This is a genomic window from Pseudomonas sp. BF-B-26, assembly GCF_019956495.1.
Taxonomy (GTDB): Bacteria; Pseudomonadota; Gammaproteobacteria; order Pseudomonadales; family Pseudomonadaceae; genus Aquipseudomonas.
In genome coordinates, this window is sequence record NZ_JAHBDP010000102.1 from 102,734 (window position 1) to 122,010 (window position 19,277).

Genomic DNA, 19,277 nt, shown 5'->3' on the forward strand with positions numbered 1-19,277 from the left:
GGTAAAGAAATTCATGGGCAGCATGCATCCCGTACAGGTGATCGCGGTGACCGGCGGCAAAGGTGGCGTCGGGAAGACTAACGTGTCAGTGAACTTGTCCCTGGCTCTAGCTGAGCTCGGTCGGCGCGTCATGCTGTTGGACGCCGATCTGGGGCTGGCGAACGTCGACGTCCTGCTGGGACTGACACCCAAACGTACGTTGGCCGACGTGATCGAAGGCCGCTGCGAGCTGCGCGACGTACTGTTGCAAGGCCCTGGCGGCATCCGCATCGTCCCGGCCGCGTCCGGCACACAGAGCATGGTTCATTTGAGCCCGGCCCAACACGCCGGCCTGATCCAGGCGTTCAGCGATATCGGCGACAACCTCGACGTGCTGGTGATCGACACCGCGGCGGGCATTGGTGACTCGGTCGTCAGCTTCGTGCGCGCAGCGCAAGAAGTCTTGCTGGTGGTTTGCGATGAGCCGACTTCCATCACTGACGCCTACGCACTGATCAAACTGTTGAACCGCGATTACGGCATGAACCGCTTCCGCGTCCTGGCCAACATGGCCCAGAGCCCGCAGGAAGGTCGCAACCTGTTCGCCAAGTTGACCAAGGTCACGGATCGCTTCCTCGACGTCGCCTTACAATACGTCGGTGCTGTGCCTTACGACGAAAGCGTGCGCAAGGCTGTGCAGAAGCAGCGCGCCGTCTACGAAGCCTTCCCGCGGTCCAAGTGTTCACTGGCGTTCAAGGCCATTGCACAGAAGGTCGATACCTGGCCGCTGCCTGCCAACCCGCGTGGGCACCTGGAGTTTTTCGTCGAGCGCCTCGTGCAACAAACCGCAGGACCGGTGCTATGACAGCCAGTGGCTACAACCTCTACAAGAAGTCGGCACGTGACGCGCAGTACGAGCTGATCGAGCGTTACGCGCCACTGGTTAAACGCATTGCCTACCACTTGCTGGCGCGTCTGCCGGCCAGTGTCCAGGTTGAAGATCTGATCCAGGCCGGGATGATCGGCCTGCTTGAAGTGTCAACCAAATACGACGCCAGCAAAGGCGCGAGTTTCGAGACGTACGCGGGCATACGAATCCGCGGCGCGATGCTCGACGAAGTACGCAAAGGGGACTGGGCGCCACGTTCGGTCCACCGCAATACCCGGATGGTCAGCGACGCAATTCGTTCGATTGAAGCTAAAACCGGTCGTGACGCTAAAGATCACGAGGTTGCGGCCGAACTCCAATTGAGTCTCGACGATTATTACGGGATTTTGAACGACACCCTGGGCAGCCGGTTATTCAGTTTCGACGATCTGTTGCAGGACGGCGAACACGAAGGGCTGCACGAGGATGGCGCCAGTGCACATCTGGAGCCGTCACGCGATCTGGAAGATGAACGCTTCCAGGCGGCGCTGGCGGACGCGATTGCCAATTTGCCGGAGCGTGAGCGACTGGTGTTGGCGCTGTACTACGACGAAGAGTTGAACCTCAAGGAAATCGGTGAGGTCCTGGGGGTCAGCGAATCTCGGGTCAGCCAGTTACACAGCCAGTGCGCGGCCCGTTTGCGGGGGCGTTTGGGGGAGTGGCGAGCGCGCTGAAGGCAGTGTGGGGACACTGCGAACGCGACTGGTGGGGTGTTGAACCGTACCGGTCCCGATCTGTTGTGCTCCAGACAGTCATCGAGTGCTTTGCCGGATTGATTGAAATGGCGCGTCCAGGTGCTGGGCGCGTTTAAGACTGCTTGGAGGTCGAATTGGACAAGAACATGAAAATCCTCATCGTTGATGACTTCTCAACGATGCGGCGGATCATTAAAAACCTGTTGCGTGACCTTGGGTTCACCAACACGGTCGAGGCCGACGATGGCACTACTGCCATTCCGGTGCTCAACAGCGGCAGCATCGACTTTCTGGTAACAGACTGGAACATGCCTGGCATGACCGGTATCGACCTGTTGCGCCACGTGCGTGCCGATGAAAAGCTCAAGCACCTGCCGGTGCTGATGGTGACCGCTGAAGCCAAGCGCGAGCAGATCATCGAGGCAGCCCAGGCCGGTGTTAACGGCTATGTGGTCAAGCCCTTCACGGCCCAGGCGTTAAAAGAAAAAATCGAGAAGATTTTCGAACGCATCGGTTGATGTGCGAAGCCACTGCGCCACGGGGGGAGCTATGGAGCATTACGAGTCTTCACAGGGCGATTTCGAATCGACTCTGAAAAAACACGCGGTCGAACTGGTCGAAAGCCTTGAAAAAGGCAGGTTCGGCGACGCTGTGCAATTGATCCATGAGCTCAATCAGACCCGTGACCGTGGCCTGTATCAAGAGGTGGGCAAGCTCACTCGCGAGCTGCATAGCGCGATCGTCAATTTCCAGATTGACCCGAACATGCCGCAAGCCGAGGAAGTCTCGCAGATCACGGACGCCACCGAGCGTCTGGGTTATGTGGTCAAGCTGACCGAGGCTGCTGCCAACCGCACCATGGACCTGGTGGAAAACGCCACGCCGCTGGTCAACGGCCTGAGCAACGAAGCCCAGGCCTTGAGCACCGACTGGGGACGGTTCATGCGTCGCGAAGTCGGGGCTGAAGAGTTCCGCGAGCTGGCTCGGCGAGTCGACGGTTTCCTGACACGCAGCAGCGAAGACAATCGCGTTGTGTCGAGCAACCTCAACGACATTCTGCTCGCTCAGGATTACCAGGACCTCACCGGTCAGGTGATCAAGCGTGTGACCCAATTGGTCACCGAAGTTGAAAGCAACCTGCTCAAGCTCGTGCTTATGGCCAGTCAGGTGGACCGCTTTGCGGGCATCGAACATGACCGTGAAGCGATGCTGGCAGAAAAAGATCCGCAAAAACATCTCTCTCAGGGTGAAGGTCCGCAGATTCATGCCGATAAAAGAGAAGACGTTGTGTCCGGTCAGGACGATGTAGACGATTTGCTTTCCAGCCTTGGATTCTAGGAGCACCCCTACACATGAGCTTCGGCGCCGATGAAGAGATCCTTCAGGATTTCCTGGTTGAGGCCGGCGAGATTCTAGAGCAACTGTCCGAACAGCTGGTCGAGCTTGAAAGCCGACCTGATGATGCGGACTTGCTCAATGCAATTTTTCGCGGTTTTCACACTGTAAAAGGAGGCGCCGGCTTCCTCCAGCTCAACGAGCTGGTGGAGTGCTGTCACATCGCCGAGAACGTGTTCGACATCCTGCGCAAGGGTGAGCGTCGCGTCGACTCGGAACTGATGGACGTAGTTCTCGAAGCGCTGGATGCGGTGAACGGCATGTTTACCGAAGTCCGCGAGCGCAGCCCGATCACGGCTGCCACGCCAGAATTGCTGGCGGCACTGGCCCGTCTGGCCGAGCCGCAAACCGCCGATGAAACGGCACCGGTCGCCGACGTGGTGGAAGAACCTGCCGCCGAGAGCGAATCGGGTGACATCACCGATAACGAATTCGAACAACTGCTGGACTCGCTGAACGCCGTCAAGGCTCAGGCAGAAGCCCCGGCCGCTGTGCCAGCGCCGAGCAGCAATGCAGCGGCCAGCGACGAAATCACCGATGCCGAGTTCGAGTCGTTGCTCGATCAACTGCACGGTAAAGGCCAGTTCGCCGTCGATGCGGTAGCCCCGGCGCCAGCCACACCGGCTGCCCCGAAAGCGGCAGGCGACAGCTCCGATATCACCGACGACGAGTTCGAAGCACTGCTCGATCAGCTGCACGGCAAGGGCAACTTTGCCGTTGATGCGCTGGAATCGGCCATTGCTGCGGTCCCGGCCCCGGCTGCGCCCACCGCTAAAGCGGCTGGGGGCGATCTGATCTCCGATCACGAGTTCGAATCGCTGCTCGACGAATTGCACGGCAAAGGCAAGTTCACTGAAGTCGGTACCGCGTCGGGCGCCAGCGCTCCGGTTGCGGCGCCAGCGGCCAAGGCTGTTGCACCGAAACCCGTTGCCAAAGCGCCCGAGCCTAAAGCCGAAGCGCCGAAGCCTGCCGCTGCTGCCCCGGCTCCGGCCCGTGCCGCGTCCGCGCCGCCAGCGGAAAAACCGGCCAGCGAAGCCGAGACCACCGTGCGGGTCGATACCGCGCGTCTCGACGAAATCATGAACATGGTCGGCGAGTTGGTACTGGTGCGTAACCGCTTGGTCCGTCTGGGCCTCAACAGCGGCGACGAAGCCATGTCCAAGGCCGTGTCGAACCTCGACGTGGTCACGGCCGACCTGCAAACCGCGGTCATGAAGACCCGGATGCAACCGATCAAAAAGGTCTTCGGGCGCTTCCCGCGTCTGGTTCGCGACCTGGCTCGCCAGCTCAAGAAAGAGATCAACCTGGAACTGGTCGGCGAAGAAACCGACCTCGACAAGAACCTCGTCGAGGCCCTGGCCGACCCGCTGGTCCACTTGGTGCGCAACTCGGTCGACCACGGTATTGAAGAACCGGCCGAGCGTGAAGCGATGGGCAAGCCTCGCAGCGGCAAGGTGATCCTGTCCGCTGAACAGGAAGGCGACCACATCCTGCTGTCGATCTCCGATGACGGCAAGGGCATGGACGCCGACGTTCTGCGCGGCATTGCCGTGAAGAAAGGCTTGATGGACAAGGATGCAGCGGATCGCCTCAGCGAATCCGATTGCTTCAACCTGATCTTCGCGCCGGGCTTCTCGACCAAGACCGAAATTTCCGATGTCTCCGGACGCGGCGTGGGCATGGACGTGGTGAAAACCAAAATCGCCCAGCTCAACGGCACCATCAATATCTATTCGACCAAGGGCAAGGGCTCGAAGATCGTCATCAAGGTCCCGTTGACCCTGGCGATCATGCCGACGCTGATGGTCATGCTGGGCAACCAGGCGTTTGCGTTCCCGCTGGTGAACGTCAACGAGATCTTCCACCTCGACCTGTCGCGCACCAACGTGGTGGATGGCCAGGAAGTGGTGATCGTGCGGGACAAGGCGCTGCCCTTGTTCTACCTCAAACGCTGGCTGGTCAGCTCCGCCGCTCACGAAGAGCAGCGCGAAGGCCATGTGGTGATCCTTTCGGTGGGCACTCAGCGGATCGGCTTCGTCGTCGATCAACTGGTGGGCCAGGAAGAAGTGGTCATCAAGCCATTGGGCAAAATGCTCCAGGGAACCCCGGGCATGTCCGGCGCCACCATCACCGGTGACGGCCGCATTGCGCTGATTCTCGATGTTCCGAGCATGCTCAAGCGTTACGCCGCACGGCGTATTTGATTCTGGTGGGGCGGGGCGACTGAGCCTCGCTCCCCCTAACGGAGTGTTTATGGCAGTTAAAGTCCTGGTGGTGGACGATTCGGGGTTTTTCCGCCGCCGCGTCTCGGAAATTCTTTCAGCGGATCCGAATATCCAGGTCGTCGGCACGGCGACCAACGGAAAAGAGGCGATTGATCAGGCGCTGGCCCTCAAGCCAGACGTGATTACCATGGACTACGAGATGCCGATGATGGATGGCATCACGGCAGTGCGGCACATCATGCAGCGCTGCCCGACCCCGGTGTTGATGTTCTCCTCGCTGACCCACGAAGGCGCTCGGGTAACCCTCGACGCGCTGGACGCTGGCGCAGTGGATTTCCTGCCGAAGAATTTCGAAGACATCTCCCGCAACCCGGAGAAGGTCAAGCAACTGCTGTGCGAGAAGATTCTCAGCATCTCGCGCAGTAACCGTCGCGCCAACACCTACAGTGCTCCGGCACCTGTCGCCGCACCTGCCCCGACGCCTGCACCTTCGAGCGTCAGCAGCTACGGCAGCAGCGCGCCTGCGCGTCCGGCACCGGCCCCGATTCCGGCGCGTACCCACGCGCCAGCCTCGTCGTCGCCCGCGCCTAAACGCAAAGCCTACAAACTGGTCGCCATCGGCACGTCCACTGGCGGCCCGGTTGCCTTGCAGCGGGTTCTGACCCAGTTGCCGGCGAATTTCCCCGCACCGATCGTACTGATCCAGCACATGCCGGCTGCCTTTACCAAGGCTTTCGCCGAGCGTCTGGACAAGCTCTGCCGCATCAGCGTCAAGGAAGCCGAGGATGGCGACATCCTGCGTCCGGGCCTGGCGTTGCTGGCGCCGGGTGGCAAGCAAATGATGATCGACGGCCGTGGCGCGGTGAAAATCCTGCCGGGCGACGAACGTCTGAACTACAAGCCGTGTGTGGACATCACCTTCGGTTCCGCGGCCAAGTCTTACGGTGACAAAGTTCTGGCGGTCGTATTGACCGGCATGGGCGCCGATGGTCGCGAAGGCGCGCGTCTGCTCAAGCAGGGCGGCAGTGCAATCTGGGCTCAGGATGAAGCCAGCTGCGTGATCTACGGTATGCCGATGGCCATCGTCAAAGCCGAACTCGCCGATGCGGTGTACGGCCTGGACGATATTGGCAAGCATCTGGTCGAGGCTTGTATCTGATGGATGTTTTAAGCCTTATCGGGATCATCATGGCGTTTGTCGCCATCATTGGCGGCAACTACCTTGAAGGCGGTCACCTCGGTGCCCTGGCCAACGGCCCGGCAGCGTTGATCGTTCTCGGTGGGACCATCGGTGCGGCGCTGTTGCAGGCGCCGATGAGCGCCTTCAAGCGCGCCATGCAGATTCTGGCCTGGATCCTGTTTCCTCCGCGCATCGACCTCGCCGGCGGCGTCGATCGCGTCGTCAACTGGAGCCTGACCGCGCGCAAGGAAGGCTTGCTGGGTCTGGAAGGGGTGGCCGACGCCGAACCTGACAACTACTCGCGCAAAGGCCTGCAACTGTTGGTGGACGGTGCCGAGCCGGAAGCGATTCGCAGCATTCTGGAAGTGGATTTCTACACCCAGGAAAGCCGCGACATCGAAGCCGCCAAAGTCTTCGAAAGCATGGGCGGCTACGCGCCGACCATCGGCATCATCGGTGCGGTGATGGGCCTGATCCATGTGATGGGCAACCTGGCGGATCCCTCGCAACTGGGTAGCGGCATTGCCGTGGCCTTCGTCGCGACCATCTACGGCGTGGCCAGTGCCAACCTGGTGCTGCTGCCGATTGCCGCCAAACTCAAATCCATCGCTTTGCGGCAGTCGCGTTATCGCGAAATGTTGTTGGAAGGCATTCTGTCGATCGCCGAAGGTGAAAACCCTCGCTCTATTGAGTTGAAGCTTCAGGGCTTCATGGATTGATGGGGGTAATGGACTATGGCTCGTCGTCGGCAACCTGAAGAACATGTAAACCATGAACGTTGGCTGGTTTCGTACGCCGACTTCATTACGTTGCTGTTCGCTTTCTTCGTGGTGATGTACTCGATCTCTTCGATCAACGAAGGCAAGTACAAGGTTATTTCCGAAGCGTTGATCGGGGTCTTTACCGACTCCGACCGCGCCCTCAAGCCGATCCCGATCGGTGAAGAGCGACCGAAGACCGTGACCCCGGCCAAGCCGCTGGTTAAAGACGCCGAGCAGGTCGACGCCGGCATCGCGGGTGCCAGCGATCCGCTCAAAACCATCGCCGACGACATCAGCGCGGCGTTTGGCGACTTGATCAGTTCCAACCAGATGACCATTCGCGGCAACGAGCTGTGGGTCGAGATCGAACTCAATTCCAGCCTGTTGTTCGGCAGTGGCGATGCCATGCCCAGCGACATCGCGTTCAACATTATCGACAAGGTCGCTGCGATTCTGAAGCCGTTCGACAACCCGATTCACGTCGAAGGTTTCACTGACGATCAACCGATCCGCACCGCGCAATACCCGACCAACTGGGAGCTGTCCTCGGCCCGTTCGGCGAGCATCGTGCGCATGCTGGCGATGCAGGGTGTAAACCCCGGTCGCCTGGCGTCGGTGGGGTACGGCGAGTTCCAGCCAGTGGCCAACAACGCGACGGCCGAGGGGCGGGCGCGTAACCGTCGCGTGGTGCTGGTGGTGTCGCGAAATCTCGATGTGCGCCGCAGCCTCACGGGTACCGGAACGGCCAATGCGAAACCGGATGCCGCGTTGAAGCGTGCTGGCACACAAACTGCACCGACCCCGGTCAAGTCGCCGGGACGAGAGAGCGCCGTCAATTCTCCGTCACCCGCATTAATACGTTGAGCTATTTCTCGGTCCGCCATTTCGACCGGGAGGAACAATCCGAATGAGAGTCTGGGCCGTTGCCAATCAAAAGGGTGGTGTTGGTAAAACCACTTCCTCTATCGCTTTAGCCGGTTTGCTGGCCGAGGCGGGCAAGCGCGTGGTTGTGGTCGATCTCGACCCCCACGGCTCCATGACCAGCTACTTCGGTTACGACCCCGACAGCCTGGAACACAGCAGCTACGACCTGTTCCTGCACAAGGGCAGTGTGCCGCAAGGCCTGCCCGGTCAGTTGCTGTTGCCCACCAGCCACGAGAGTATTTCCCTGCTGCCGTCGAGCACCGCGCTCGCGACCCTCGAGCGCCAGTCGCCGGGGCAGAGCGGCTTGGGCCTGGTGATTGCCAAGAGCCTGGCGCAACTGTGGCAAGACTTCGATTACGCCGTGATCGACAGCCCGCCGTTGCTCGGCGTGCTGATGGTCAATGCCTTGGCGGCGAGCCAGCAATTGGTGATCCCGGTGCAGACCGAACACCTGGCGGTCAAAGGCCTGGAGCGCATGGTCAATACCCTGGCGATGATCAACCGTTCGCGTAAACAGGCGCTGCCGTTCAGCATCGTGCCGACCCTGTTCGACCGCCGCACACAGGCGTCCCTCAGCACGCTGCGGGTATTGCGCGACAAATACCCGGAAGAAATCTGGCAGGGCTACATCCCGGTTGATACCCGCTTGCGCGACGCTAGCCGTGCCGGCGTGACGCCTTCGCAGTTCGACGGCAAGAGCCGTGGGGTGCTGGCGTATCGCGCGCTGCTCAAGCATCTGCTGGCCGCACAACTTGTCCCGCAGGTGGCGTGAGATGAACTCATTACCTGTAGGAGCAAGGCTTGCCCGCGAAAGCTTCACTGCGGTTTTCATAGCTACACCGAGTTATCGTTCATCGCGGGCAAGCCTTGCTCCTACAACAACGGTGCGCGCATGAATCGGCCGGTCAAGATCACCTCGCGTCCGCAACTGGCGCTGCAGTCTTATCTGGACAGCTTGCTGATGGAGGCGACTGAAGAGTTGCCGCCGGAAATCGAAGCGTTGGTTGAAATCGTTGAGGTTGTTGAAGCGGTCGAAGTTGAAGCTGCGCTGGACGAGTTCCAGGCAGCGGTGCTTGAAGAGCAGGCTCGCGATGCGCAGAAACCCGCCGTGGTTGCCGCGCCAGTAGCAGCGCCTGTGGTGAAGGCTCCAGTGGCGTTGATCGAAGCACCCGCGCCGGTTCTCGCGCCGGTATCGACCATCGCACCGCTGCTGCAAGCCTTGGTGCCGCCGGTGGTCGAAGTCCATCGGCCGCCGAGCAACACGCCGCCACCCGTGGAAACCGATGGTCGCCCGTCCTGGGCCGCCGAGCCGTTCGAATGCCTGTTGTTCGATGTTGCCGGGTTGACCCTGGCGGTGCCGCTGGTGTGTCTGGGCTCGATTTATTCGTTGGCCGGCCACGAGCTGACGCCGCTGTTCGGTCAGCCGGAATGGTTCCTCGGGATCCTGCCGAGCCAGGCTGGCAATCTGAAAGTATTGGACACCGCGCGTTGGGTCATGCCCGACCGTTACCGCGACGATTTCCGTCAGGGCCTGCAATACGTTATTTCGGTTCAGGGCTACGAATGGGGGCTGGCGGTGCATCAGGTCAGCCGCTCGTTGCGCCTGGACCCGAACGAAATCAAATGGAGAAGTCATCGAGGTCAGCGGCCATGGCTTGCCGGCACGGTGATTGAGCACATGTGTGCGCTGCTGGACGTTTCCGCCCTGGCCGAGTTGATCGCCAGCGGCGGGGCAAAGCACATGAGCGGCAGCAAGCCGCTACACAAACCGACATAGCTGCCGACATAACAAGTATGCGACGGCATTGTTGAATGCCGCCTGAAGAACACACACCGCCAGAAGCGGTTTTTCGAGGGGTCAGGGTATGAGTAATCAAGCGACGAATGCAAAAGGTTCTGAAGATCCGATCCTGCAATGGGTAACCTTCAAACTGGACAACGAAACCTACGGCATCAACGTGATGCGCGTTCAGGAAGTCCTGCGTTACACCGAGATCGCCCCGGTCCCGGGTGCCCCGAGCTACGTGCTGGGCATCATCAACCTGCGCGGTAACGTGGTCACCGTGATCGACACCCGTCAGCGCTTCGGCCTGATGAATGCCGAGATCAGCGATAACACCCGTATCGTCATCATCGAAGCCGACAAGCAAGTCGTCGGGATCATGGTCGACAGCGTGGCCGAAGTGGTTTACCTGCGTCAGTCGGAAATCGAGACCGCGCCGAACGTCGGTAACGAAGAATCCGCCAAGTTCATTCAAGGCGTGTGCAACAAGAACAACGAACTGCTGATCCTGGTCGAGCTGGACAAGATGATGAGCGAAGAAGAATGGTCGGACCTGGAGAACATCTGATTGATTCTTGAGGTAGCGGTCATTGTCCTGTTCCTCTTCTGGGCAGGCACGCTGGCGATGTTTCTGGCGTACATACGAGGCCAACGACTGATCGCCGCGCAACAGGCTCAGGGCGATGCGCTGCGCGATCAGCGCATCAAGGACCTGGCCAGGCGCGTCGAGGACTACCAAAGCGGCAACGTGCGCATGGGTGAAGACCTGCACGAACTGCGCGCGGTGGTTGGCCCGTTGCCGGACAAACTGGCTCAGCTGGAACAGCGCGATCCGTCGAGCCTGTCGTTTGCCCAGGCGGCAAAACTGGTCGGTATGGGCGCGAGCGTCGATGAACTGACTCAGTCCTGCGGCTTGACCCAGGCTGAGGCGGAGTTGATGAGCAAGTTGCACAAGAACTAAGCAATCAAGAGATCGTAGCCTTTGGCAGTGCCTGCTGGATATTCAGTGTAGGCACTGCTGAACGCTACGATTTTTTTTGCCTGGATATTGAACATCTTGTGCATTTTGGAGGGGGAAGTCGAACTGGTTAGTACGATTGTTTGGTGTGTGCGCCCAAAATCCACATTCCAGTATTTAATATTTAAATTGTAGCGATATTTTTACGGGGTATCGCATAGGTAGCCGTTTTTTGATGGAGGGTCCTGTTGATTTATATTATTTCAACTGATAAGTTTCCAGCCTTCGATTTTGTTGTGTGTTTTCGTGATACATAACGTCAGGATATCCATAAAAATAATACAAGGATGATCGGGGATGTTGTCGGACAAGGAGTGCATGGATGCCGAGCCCAAGGAAAGACTTTATCGACTTCATGATGGTCGGGGCCTGTATCTTGAAGTGAAGTCCACGGGTGTAAAAGCGTGGCGTTACCGATTCACCCTGCACGGCAAGGCTTCGATGTATGCCTTGGGTAAGTTTCCCGAACTAAGCCTGGAAGACGCACGTCTGGCGTGTATTGCAGCCAGCCATCAGGTAGAACGCGGTATCAATCCGGCTCACGCGCGCAAATCCGAAAAAATAAAATACATCCTTGATGCTTCCCAGACATTTGAGCTGATGGCGCAACGTTGGCTGGTGTCCCGCCCGTGGGCGTCGATCACTAAAATTCGTAGGCTTTCATTGCTGCAAAAAGTGGCTTTTCCGGTTATCGGAAAACAACCCGTGTCCGCAGTTACCGCCGACCATATTCGCTTTATTGTCGACGCGGCGGTAGAGCGCGGTGCGGTCAGCGTTGCCTTGCAAGTGGGGCGAACAATCAACGCTATTATTGAGTTTTCGCTGCGCAACAGGGGAGTGTTCCATGAAGCCCCGTCGCATTATTACAATCCAAAGCACACAACAGCCCAGGCATTACCCGGTCGCGATGCAATATTGACTGAGTATGAGGCGCGACAGCAGAAGTTGAAGTTTCGGTGTTATGCCGAGCTGCAGAAGTTGAGTTCCTGCGGCACCCAGACTCTGTCAATGGCCGAGTGGCCCGAGTTCAATCTTGATCAGCAAGTATGGGAAATCCCCGCGCAGCGTAGTCCGACAGGGGATCAGTTGTCGCTGCGTCTTCCCGGGTCGGTCGTGGGGTTGTTGAAGGAGCTGGCGGCTATCATTGGCCAGCAACGGTACGTGTTTCCCAACAAGCATCGCAGTGGCCCTATGTCAGTGCGGTCCTTGAAACAGGGCCTTGCCGTTCTATCCTGATCTTCACGGCCGGGCCTTTGTTTCGCTTTCTCAATCAAAAAATTCTCCACTCTCTTCGTTGTATTGACAGGTCGGCTGCCTCGGCACCGGCCTGTTATTCATTTTTGACCTTGATTAATCATGATGTTGCCGTCGCCTCGGTTGATGCGGTCTTATGGGGCTGCCTCAAAAAAGTGCATTCGCGTCGAGTGTGAAATAAAAAGGGGTGATTAATCTTTGGGTCAATAATACTTCATCAGTTTGTTTGTTCTCGAATTGACAAAGTACCCATCGTATCTGGCTTTTTAGATGTTCTCCTTGTCGAGTATTATGATGAGTACAAATCTGCACTATGTCGCTCGGAAGCTCTACTTTGCTGGGCCTTGTATTGGTTGAATTGCACGGAGTGCAATTCTGATATAAAAACTGTATTGGGGGTAGAGGGACGCTCAAAAAAAACAATTGATTGTCTCTTGGGTGAGGGGTTTTCTTCTGTTGGGATTTGAAATACCTTTTGTGTCGGGATGATATCTGCAACACAAAACAGCATCGACTATCGAATGCTGAAAATAATAAGGAATTATATGTATCTCGATAAGGTCAAGGAAATCACCGCGAATATTCTTTTTCTGGATTCGCCAAGCAATATTGATGCTGACGCCTCTTTTGAGCAAATTGGTTTTACTTCAATTGACTTTATTGACTTCTGTTATGAGGTCAAGGCTCAAATAAGCCAAGATATCGAATCGCATGATATCTGGCCGTTTGCGCAACTTTTGGTTGATCCCCTGTTTTGTTCCGCAGGGCGTTGGACCGAGAAAGGCAAAGCGCGTGTCAATGAAATATTAGGGCTTGAAGCCGATGTTGAACTTGATCCAAAGTCTCTGGATAAATACTGGACACCTGGATTCTGCGCCCATCGGATCGAGACCGTTCTGAATGCCTAGTCTATTTATCACCGGCTATGGCATTGAACAGGCGGCATTGAATACGGATGAACTGCTTCAACGCTTGGCTGAGCCGCCGGTTCCTTTGCTGGACCATCAGCCAAGGGAGGCTAAGTTGTCAGCGGCGCTTGTTCCACACATCGCGCGCGAAGATCGCGCGATGCTGACCCCGCAAACGATATGTAGCCTTAATGTCGGTTTCGCGGCCATGAACATGGCCGAGCAATGTGTTGCTTTCACGCCGGCTGAGAAAGATGCCATGTGCGTGTACACCACCTATGAAACGGTCCGTGATTTTCATGAGGTGGTCTGGCAGTTCAAATTCTCCAGCGAGGCTTATGCCGATAAGGCGGATTTGCTCCACAACCTGGGGAAAATGGCCAACGCCGTGCATCCTTTGCGACTGTTTCGCAAGTTGCCCACCAATGGTCTCTACCATTTATCAAAGCTCTTCGGGCTTCGTGGGGGTGGTTATCCGTTGCGCAAGATGTCATTGGGGGGACTCTCGTTGCTGGAGGAGGCTTTTTATAACCTGCCTTGCAGCGAGTCGAGCGGCGCCTTGATTTGTGCTTACGGTGACATGTTGAAAGCCGATAACGCCCAAGTGTTTAAAAAGATGGGCTTGATCGATACCAGCGAGCCACATCGCTCAAACGTCCAGGGTGCCAGCGGTGCGGTGTCGCTGGTGGTCGAGACCGGGGAACGGGTTTCCCGATCTCAGGTCCAGCCGCTGGCAGAAGTGTTGTTGGCGATCAGTCGGTTCTCTACCAGTATGTTCGCCACTCGCCAGGATTGGGTCGAGGCGTACGCACAACTTCAACCGTGGGTCCGTGAAAGTCATCCGATCGTGGTGCTTTACGACAATGGCGCACCCGGTATCGGTGAGGCGGAGGTGCAGGCATTGGAGAGCAGCCTGAGCACATTCGAATTACGTCGATACAAACCCTGGTCGCGGTATGCGGTGGCCACCAGCGGCCTGGTCGATCTGGTGTGCGCATTGGCCGACCCGTCGATCGAGCCGGGACGCGTCATCATCATCCATGGCGAAGGTGCCGGGATGGGGTTGGGCTTGATCGTGTTGCGCAAGTTATCAACGCCATCAGCGAGGTTGTTGTCATGAGTCAGCAAAGGGTTGTCATCAGCGGCTTCGGCTGTTGCACACCGTTGGGCGATCACTATGCAGCCATTGAGGAATCGCTGCGCGATGGATGCTCCGGCGTAAGAAAAATCGCCAAATATGACACCGCTACGTTCAAGAGCCATTTTGCCGGGATTCCCGAATCGGGAAACTTTCCAACCCAGGGCGTACTGCAGCGATTCAGTCATGATGAGTTCTATACCCGTACCGCCATGGAAAATCTGCTGGCCTCGGTGTGCTTCGATCCAGGCGCGATCGGTGAGCATCGGATCGGTTGTTTTCTGGGGGTCGACGAACCCGTGGTGGACATCGCGCAAACGGTCAACCTGGCGTACGACCTGAATAAGGTGGATGGGCAGTTCTCCAATCTTGACTCGGCACTCGAGAAGCATTTTCGCGTACAGGACTTCATTCGTTACGATCCGACCAATGCGTTGCGGACCGTGCATAAGTTCGTGCCGTTCAAGGGCCCTGCCTCGGTGCACCTGGGGTTGTGCTCTGCTTCCCTGCAAGCCATAGGCACCGGTTTTCAAGCCGTACGGCAGGGGCGCGTGGATGCCGCGATCGTTGGTGGTATCTCGGCCAAGGTCACCGCTGAGCATTACATTGGGCTTGAGTCGGTCGATATTATCGCCACCGATGAACGACTCGATCCCACGGGGCTGTCACGGCCCTTCGATACGCGGCGTTCGGGTTATCTGCCCGCTGAAGGTGCGGTGCTGTTTCTTGTCGAATCCCTGGACGCTTGCCTGAAAGCCGGGCGTGAACCGTTGATGGAACTAGTGGGTTTTGGTACCAGCACCAACGCCAGCCATATCGTCAAGCCCGCCCCCGACAGTGCCGAGATGAAACTGGCCATGACCCGGGCGTTGAGTAACGCCGGATTGCAGGCGCGTGATATTGGCATGGTCAATGCGCATGGGACCTCGACGATCCTGAATGACTTGCACGAGTCCGCAGCCATTTGCGCAGTGCTTGGAGAACAGGTGCCTGTCACCGCCAACAAGTCTTTGCACGGGCACATGATTGCCGCCGCTGGGGCCATGGAAACGCTCAATACATTGATCAGCCTGCGTTCGGGGTTTATTCCGGGAACGATCAATCTAGAGTCCAAGGATCCTGACTGCCTGGCCAATGTTTCTCCGTTCACCCTGCGGCGTCCTGTGGATTACTGCCTTAAAAACTCCTTCGGAATGGGCGGCCTGGCCGCGTCGATGATATTTAAAAGAATCGGATAATGACTATAAAAAGCCGCACTTCGTTTGATATCGAGAAATTCAACAAGATGGTTGGAGAGTATGCGGAACAGGCTTACCCGCTGGATTTGCCAACGGTCACGGGGTATGACGATTTCGTGCAGAAATACCCGCCATTGAGCAAGAAAGCGCTCATGGAGGTGAGTGATGCGCTGATTGATGCTAACAAGCTCAAACATTGTTATGTCATCTCTACATCGGGTACCACCTCGGCACCCCTGGTCCTGGCCAGTCGTATTTTTCAGCGCGTCACCGAGGACAGCTACCCCTATCAGGTTCGCGGTTTCATGGCCGAGCATGTTTTTTGTGCTGACGATACCGTGGTGAACCTGCTGACTGCCGGCTGCCTGGGTTACAACTACGAAGGGATGTGCCGGATGCTCGAACCGATCGGCTCGACGGTGTTGCCGGTGGGGCGTCCCGACGTGATGAACAACATGCCGTCGTTGCTCGCCACCATGCGCCGTTTCAACGCAAACGTATTAGTAGGTTCACCGACCGGGATCATCCAGGTTGCGCAGGCAGCAGAAAAGCTCGATGTGGATCTGGCGATCACCAAGATCGTTTTTGTCGGGGAGGCATTCCATCTGGGCAAGCGCGGATATATTCAGCGCCTGTGGCCCAAAGCCCGGTTCTATAGCTTGTACGGTGCCACGGAACTGGGGTTTGCAGCGGTGAACACACCGGCCATGGAGCCGCATCAGCACTTGATACTGTCCGACTGGTTCTTTATGGAACAGACCGATGCCGGCGAGTTGCTGGTCACCGATCTGAAGGCCCCGGTGGTGCCCATCATTCGCTACCGAATAGGTGATGTCGCAGAGCTGACCCAAGGGGAGGACAATCACTACTACCTCAAGATCGGTCAACGCGTCGCCGAGGAGTTCAGTCTCGGCGGTCACCGGATCAGCCTGACGCTGATCGAACAGGCCTTGGTCGCCGCCAATGCGCCGTCAGAGGCGTTTCAGGTACGTCTGTCGACCACCGATGCCGGCAAGGACTGTGTCACGGTGCTCGTCGATGTCGAGCCATCGGTCATGAATGCCTCTTGGTCGGCACGCCTGGAAGATCAACTCTTCCATATTCCGAAGTTGAAGGAGGCGGTGACGCGCGGTGTAGCCGTGGTCAAGTGGGCGAGTAATGCAGACTTCTCCTATAACCCACGGGGTAAGCTCAACCGTTTGCTCGACCATCGCAATCAACCTTCGATTGCGGGCTGATCGTCACTGTTTGTCTCAGGCATGTGCAGTGCCAAGGGGTTTCTATGTTGGACATTTTGCGTGGTACGCCGCTGTGGGTTTATGCGGTTTTCTTCATCGTGACGTATTACGGCGTCATTGCCTGTTTCAAGAATCATGAGTCGAAAAGGTCGCTGCAAATTACCCCGGTGATTTTCGTCGCCATTTCCCTGGCCTCGCTGAAGCTCTCCCACGGGTTCGTGATTCCGCTCTCGGTTTATGCCCTGGGATTGCTGGCGGGGTGGTGGCTGGCTTTGCGCTTCTACTCGTATCACAACGTGGAACGCGAGGGTGAGCACCTGGTGCTGGGTGGCACGATCAAGGTATTGATTGTTTATTGGTGTTTCTTTGCCTGGCGTTACTACAGTGGTTACCAGGCGGAGATGCATCCCGAGCGAGCGCAAGACGTGTCGTTGGCGGCCTGGTCGGCATTGGGGTCTGGACTTATCAATGGTTTGATTGTCGGCCGCTGCCTCAGGTTGCTGCGCTTTTTCAAGGTCGGAGATGTGACAGCGGCGCCTTCCAAATGACGACTTATCTGCAGATGTGCCCCCCCGTCGACCAGTCGGAACATGGCTGGAGCAGTCGAGTGAATGAGGGCGGCTTCGATCATTACATCGAAGGCTATGGCGCAGTCGTTGTGCTATTCGAACTGCTCAATCAGTTTGCGGTGCGATGTGTCCGCGGGGCTTGCGGCACGACACCGTCGACACACTACGTCCCGGCATTGATTACCGGTCTGCGAGTCTTGAATCCCAAACGGATATCGCAATTGACGGGGCGGGTCAGCATCGACAACGGCGCGGGGCGTGTCGAAGTGTTCGCTACGCTTGATTGCGGCGCCCAGGATTATGCGTTGGCGACCATCACGGTTTTAAGCCTGAAGGAGCGGCAGCCATGATCAAGCTCATGATTCCATGGCTGTTGTTTCCTTATCTGATTGAGTGGTTCAACGGCAACTTTGCGAAGGCGGCCCTGGCGGTCTCCTTTTTGATGTTTGTCTTGTGTTACGACAACCTTCGAAAGGGCTTCGTCATTGAGTGCTCGCTGGTTACTTGTCTGCTCGGGATGGCATTGGTGTCGGTGTATTGGCCAGGGCTCTCTACGTTCGAAAACGTCAAACTCCTGCTATATGGCGTGCTGACCGGTATCGGATGGTCGAGTGTATTGCGCGGACAACCGTTCACCTTGCAGTACGGCGGCGAAGGCGTTGATGACAATGCCCGTCAGTCGACTGAGTTTTTCGATATCAACAACACCATCACCAAGGCATGGTGCATGACCTTCTCGATAAACGCGGTATTGGCAGGTTTGAGTCTGGTGTTTGAAGCGTACTGGCCGGTTTTCCTGATCGGTTCTTACATGAGCATTTTGGTGGCATCGGTCATTACGGAAGTCTTCCCGGATGCCTACTTCAGCAAAAGGATTTCGGCTAATGGATGAGTTGCAGATTTTTCGAGAGGACGCCGTTGTGGTCTCGGCCCAGCGCTTCGACGCTTGCCTGACCGTCAACGCTACGGCGCCGATCTTCGCAGAGCACTTTCCCGATTATCCGATTGTCCCAGGCGCTTGCATCATTGGTTTCGTCGGTGACTGTATCGCCCGGATGAAAGGGACGGCTGTCGAGGCGTTTACGGTTTCACGGGTCGCTTTTCTCGAGCCGATCATCCCAGGGTTGTCGCTTCGTCTGGTGATCGATAAAAAGCCAGGGGGTCAGAGCCCTGACAACCAATACAGTTTCAGAATCCATCACGAGCTCATTAATTTTTGCCGTGGCGTGATTTCGCTGGAAGGAGAGGGCGCATGAGCGGCATTGCGGTAGTGACGGGTGGCACCCGGGGCATCGGCCGTTGTATCGCCGAACAGTTTCTTGAAGCCGGTTATAAGGTGTTCGTTACCTATGCTCGCGACGAACAGGCTGCGGCCCGTTTCATGGCGGACTTCCCTGGCTTGAACGCTGTGCAGCTGGATGGTCGGCGAATTGATCAGGTGCAGGCCTTGTGTGATCGCATCCGCCTCGAAGGCGTGCCCACGGTGCTGGTCAATAATGCCGGTATCACCGGAGACGGGATTTTCTTGAATACCAGCCATGAAATGTTTCAACAGGTGATGGACACCAACTTTGGCAGTACCTTGAATTACTGCAACGTCTTCGCACCGGTGATGGCCGCCGCCCGCTTCGGCAATATCATCAACATCAGTTCGGTGGCCGCGACTAAAGTCAAACTTGGCAATACCGCCTACGGATGTGCGAAAGCAGCCATTGAACGATTGACGCTTGGGTTGGCACTGGAGTTGGCAAGATTTAACGTGAAAATCAACGCCGTTGCTCCGGGGTTTGTCGATACTGATATGTTCAAGGCCTTTGCCCAAGGGGGCGAGCGCGATATTTTAAAGTCGATACCGGGACGAAAGATAATGCAGCCTGAGGAAGTAGCCAATATTGTCTTTTTGTTGGCGAGCCGTCAGTTCAATACAGCCGGCTCTGTTATTAAAGTGGGTAACGGCGAAAATATCGGGTAACCACTTCCTGGTTCTAATCACGCCAACATTCCTTCTTCCGATATAAAAGATTCCGCCCTGTTTTAGCGAGGT

22 protein-coding genes are annotated in these 19,277 nt (G+C 57.2%); all 22 read left to right on the plus strand.

Annotation, left to right across the window (positions count from 1 at the left end):
• Nucleotides 1–13 precede the first annotated feature (13 nt).
• On the plus strand, nt 14–844 hold the full coding sequence (gene fleN / locus KGB03_RS23595; RefSeq protein WP_008001746.1) for a flagellar synthesis regulator FleN: 831 nt from the start codon (nt 14–16) through the stop codon (nt 842–844).
• Entirely contained in the window at nt 841–1,581 is a 741-nt protein-coding gene (gene fliA, locus KGB03_RS23600; protein WP_007894214.1) for an RNA polymerase sigma factor FliA, read from the plus strand. Before fleN ends, fliA begins: the two co-directional genes overlap by 4 nt.
• 167 nt (nt 1,582–1,748) lie before the next feature.
• Nucleotides 1,749–2,120 carry a chemotaxis response regulator CheY gene (locus tag KGB03_RS23605; protein ID WP_003183998.1) on the plus strand — a complete coding sequence of 124 codons (372 nt, stop codon included), beginning with the start codon at nt 1,749–1,751 and terminating at the stop codon, nt 2,118–2,120.
• Nucleotides 2,121–2,151: 31 nt separating this feature from the next.
• Nucleotides 2,152–2,940 carry a protein phosphatase CheZ gene (locus tag KGB03_RS23610; protein WP_111451887.1) on the plus strand — a complete coding sequence of 263 codons (789 nt, stop codon included), beginning with the start codon at nt 2,152–2,154 and terminating at the stop codon, nt 2,938–2,940.
• 14 nt (nt 2,941–2,954) lie between these two features.
• The gene (locus tag KGB03_RS23615) at nt 2,955–5,201 is read left to right on the plus strand and encodes a chemotaxis protein CheA (protein WP_223529320.1); all 2,247 of its coding nucleotides are present in this window, start codon (nt 2,955–2,957) and stop codon (nt 5,199–5,201) included.
• A gap of 49 nt (nt 5,202–5,250) precedes the next feature.
• Nucleotides 5,251–6,381, plus strand: coding sequence for a chemotaxis response regulator protein-glutamate methylesterase (locus KGB03_RS23620; protein WP_150655113.1), 1,131 nt, complete (start codon nt 5,251–5,253; stop codon nt 6,379–6,381).
• Nucleotides 6,381–7,121, plus strand: coding sequence for a flagellar motor protein (locus KGB03_RS23625; RefSeq protein WP_111451890.1), 741 nt, complete (start codon nt 6,381–6,383; stop codon nt 7,119–7,121). Before KGB03_RS23620 ends, KGB03_RS23625 begins: the two co-directional genes overlap by 1 nt.
• A gap of 15 nt (nt 7,122–7,136) precedes the next feature.
• Nucleotides 7,137–8,027, plus strand: a complete 891-nt coding sequence (gene motD / locus KGB03_RS23630; protein WP_111451891.1) for a flagellar motor protein MotD — start codon at nt 7,137–7,139, stop codon at nt 8,025–8,027.
• 43 nt (nt 8,028–8,070) lie between these two features.
• Nucleotides 8,071–8,859: a ParA family protein gene (locus KGB03_RS23635; RefSeq protein ID WP_008155810.1), complete on the plus strand. Its 789-nt coding sequence runs from the start codon at nt 8,071–8,073 to the stop codon at nt 8,857–8,859.
• A gap of 120 nt (nt 8,860–8,979) precedes the next feature.
• Nucleotides 8,980–9,864: a CheW domain-containing protein gene (locus KGB03_RS23640; RefSeq protein WP_192406814.1), complete on the plus strand. Its 885-nt coding sequence runs from the start codon at nt 8,980–8,982 to the stop codon at nt 9,862–9,864.
• 88 nt (nt 9,865–9,952) lie between these two features.
• Nucleotides 9,953–10,438, plus strand: a complete 486-nt coding sequence (locus tag KGB03_RS23645) for a chemotaxis protein CheW (RefSeq protein WP_008155806.1) — start codon at nt 9,953–9,955, stop codon at nt 10,436–10,438.
• Nucleotides 10,439–10,831 carry a DUF2802 domain-containing protein gene (locus KGB03_RS23650; protein ID WP_074874590.1) on the plus strand — a complete coding sequence of 131 codons (393 nt, stop codon included), beginning with the start codon at nt 10,439–10,441 and terminating at the stop codon, nt 10,829–10,831.
• Nucleotides 10,832–11,185: 354 nt separating this feature from the next.
• A complete protein-coding gene (locus tag KGB03_RS23655; protein ID WP_223529323.1) occupies nt 11,186–12,124 on the plus strand; it encodes a tyrosine-type recombinase/integrase in 939 nt (312 codons plus the stop codon).
• Between the two features lie 563 nt (nt 12,125–12,687).
• A complete protein-coding gene (locus KGB03_RS23660) occupies nt 12,688–13,050 on the plus strand; it encodes a phosphopantetheine-binding protein (protein WP_223529325.1) in 363 nt (120 codons plus the stop codon).
• Nucleotides 13,043–14,170: a hypothetical protein gene (locus tag KGB03_RS23665; protein ID WP_223529328.1), complete on the plus strand. Its 1,128-nt coding sequence runs from the start codon at nt 13,043–13,045 to the stop codon at nt 14,168–14,170. The genes KGB03_RS23660 and KGB03_RS23665 overlap by 8 nt, the downstream gene beginning before the upstream one ends.
• Nucleotides 14,167–15,426 (plus strand): beta-ketoacyl-[acyl-carrier-protein] synthase family protein, encoded by a 1,260-nt coding sequence (locus tag KGB03_RS23670; protein WP_223529332.1) that lies wholly within the window; start codon nt 14,167–14,169, stop codon nt 15,424–15,426. Before KGB03_RS23665 ends, KGB03_RS23670 begins: the two co-directional genes overlap by 4 nt.
• The gene (locus KGB03_RS23675; protein WP_223529335.1) at nt 15,426–16,664 is read left to right on the plus strand and encodes a hypothetical protein; all 1,239 of its coding nucleotides are present in this window, start codon (nt 15,426–15,428) and stop codon (nt 16,662–16,664) included. The genes KGB03_RS23670 and KGB03_RS23675 overlap by 1 nt, the downstream gene beginning before the upstream one ends.
• A 44-nt stretch (nt 16,665–16,708) precedes the next feature.
• On the plus strand, nt 16,709–17,212 hold the full coding sequence (locus KGB03_RS23680) for a hypothetical protein (RefSeq protein ID WP_223529338.1): 504 nt from the start codon (nt 16,709–16,711) through the stop codon (nt 17,210–17,212).
• Nucleotides 17,209–17,583 carry a hypothetical protein gene (locus KGB03_RS23685; RefSeq protein WP_223529340.1) on the plus strand — a complete coding sequence of 125 codons (375 nt, stop codon included), beginning with the start codon at nt 17,209–17,211 and terminating at the stop codon, nt 17,581–17,583. Before KGB03_RS23680 ends, KGB03_RS23685 begins: the two co-directional genes overlap by 4 nt.
• The gene (locus KGB03_RS23690; protein WP_223529343.1) at nt 17,580–18,125 is read left to right on the plus strand and encodes a hypothetical protein; all 546 of its coding nucleotides are present in this window, start codon (nt 17,580–17,582) and stop codon (nt 18,123–18,125) included. The genes KGB03_RS23685 and KGB03_RS23690 overlap by 4 nt, the downstream gene beginning before the upstream one ends.
• On the plus strand, nt 18,118–18,489 hold the full coding sequence (locus KGB03_RS23695) for a hypothetical protein (RefSeq protein WP_223529346.1): 372 nt from the start codon (nt 18,118–18,120) through the stop codon (nt 18,487–18,489). Before KGB03_RS23690 ends, KGB03_RS23695 begins: the two co-directional genes overlap by 8 nt.
• On the plus strand, nt 18,486–19,205 hold the full coding sequence (locus KGB03_RS23700) for an SDR family NAD(P)-dependent oxidoreductase (RefSeq protein ID WP_223529349.1): 720 nt from the start codon (nt 18,486–18,488) through the stop codon (nt 19,203–19,205). The genes KGB03_RS23695 and KGB03_RS23700 overlap by 4 nt, the downstream gene beginning before the upstream one ends.
• Nucleotides 19,206–19,277: the final 72 nt, after the last annotated feature.

What these genes read in the sequence shown, in the direction of transcription:
- fleN (WP_008001746.1), top strand. Translation starts at nt 14, where the DNA reads ATGGGCAGCATGCATCCCGTACAGGTGATCGCGGTGACCGGCGGCAAA.
- fliA (WP_007894214.1), top strand. Translation starts at nt 841, where the DNA reads ATGACAGCCAGTGGCTACAACCTCTACAAGAAGTCGGCACGTGACGCG.
- KGB03_RS23605 (WP_003183998.1), top strand. Translation starts at nt 1,749, where the DNA reads ATGAAAATCCTCATCGTTGATGACTTCTCAACGATGCGGCGGATCATT.
- KGB03_RS23610 (WP_111451887.1), top strand. Translation starts at nt 2,152, where the DNA reads ATGGAGCATTACGAGTCTTCACAGGGCGATTTCGAATCGACTCTGAAA.
- KGB03_RS23615 (WP_223529320.1), top strand. Translation starts at nt 2,955, where the DNA reads ATGAGCTTCGGCGCCGATGAAGAGATCCTTCAGGATTTCCTGGTTGAG.
- KGB03_RS23620 (WP_150655113.1), top strand. Translation starts at nt 5,251, where the DNA reads ATGGCAGTTAAAGTCCTGGTGGTGGACGATTCGGGGTTTTTCCGCCGC.
- KGB03_RS23625 (WP_111451890.1), top strand. Translation starts at nt 6,381, where the DNA reads ATGGATGTTTTAAGCCTTATCGGGATCATCATGGCGTTTGTCGCCATC.
- motD (WP_111451891.1), top strand. Translation starts at nt 7,137, where the DNA reads ATGGCTCGTCGTCGGCAACCTGAAGAACATGTAAACCATGAACGTTGG.
- KGB03_RS23635 (WP_008155810.1), top strand. Translation starts at nt 8,071, where the DNA reads ATGAGAGTCTGGGCCGTTGCCAATCAAAAGGGTGGTGTTGGTAAAACC.
- KGB03_RS23640 (WP_192406814.1), top strand. Translation starts at nt 8,980, where the DNA reads ATGAATCGGCCGGTCAAGATCACCTCGCGTCCGCAACTGGCGCTGCAG.
- KGB03_RS23645 (WP_008155806.1), top strand. Translation starts at nt 9,953, where the DNA reads ATGAGTAATCAAGCGACGAATGCAAAAGGTTCTGAAGATCCGATCCTG.
- KGB03_RS23655 (WP_223529323.1), top strand. Translation starts at nt 11,186, where the DNA reads ATGTTGTCGGACAAGGAGTGCATGGATGCCGAGCCCAAGGAAAGACTT.
- KGB03_RS23660 (WP_223529325.1), top strand. Translation starts at nt 12,688, where the DNA reads ATGTATCTCGATAAGGTCAAGGAAATCACCGCGAATATTCTTTTTCTG.
- KGB03_RS23665 (WP_223529328.1), top strand. Translation starts at nt 13,043, where the DNA reads ATGCCTAGTCTATTTATCACCGGCTATGGCATTGAACAGGCGGCATTG.
- KGB03_RS23670 (WP_223529332.1), top strand. Translation starts at nt 14,167, where the DNA reads ATGAGTCAGCAAAGGGTTGTCATCAGCGGCTTCGGCTGTTGCACACCG.
- KGB03_RS23675 (WP_223529335.1), top strand. Translation starts at nt 15,426, where the DNA reads ATGACTATAAAAAGCCGCACTTCGTTTGATATCGAGAAATTCAACAAG.
- KGB03_RS23680 (WP_223529338.1), top strand. Translation starts at nt 16,709, where the DNA reads ATGTTGGACATTTTGCGTGGTACGCCGCTGTGGGTTTATGCGGTTTTC.
- KGB03_RS23685 (WP_223529340.1), top strand. Translation starts at nt 17,209, where the DNA reads ATGACGACTTATCTGCAGATGTGCCCCCCCGTCGACCAGTCGGAACAT.
- KGB03_RS23690 (WP_223529343.1), top strand. Translation starts at nt 17,580, where the DNA reads ATGATCAAGCTCATGATTCCATGGCTGTTGTTTCCTTATCTGATTGAG.
- KGB03_RS23695 (WP_223529346.1), top strand. Translation starts at nt 18,118, where the DNA reads ATGGATGAGTTGCAGATTTTTCGAGAGGACGCCGTTGTGGTCTCGGCC.
- KGB03_RS23700 (WP_223529349.1), top strand. Translation starts at nt 18,486, where the DNA reads ATGAGCGGCATTGCGGTAGTGACGGGTGGCACCCGGGGCATCGGCCGT.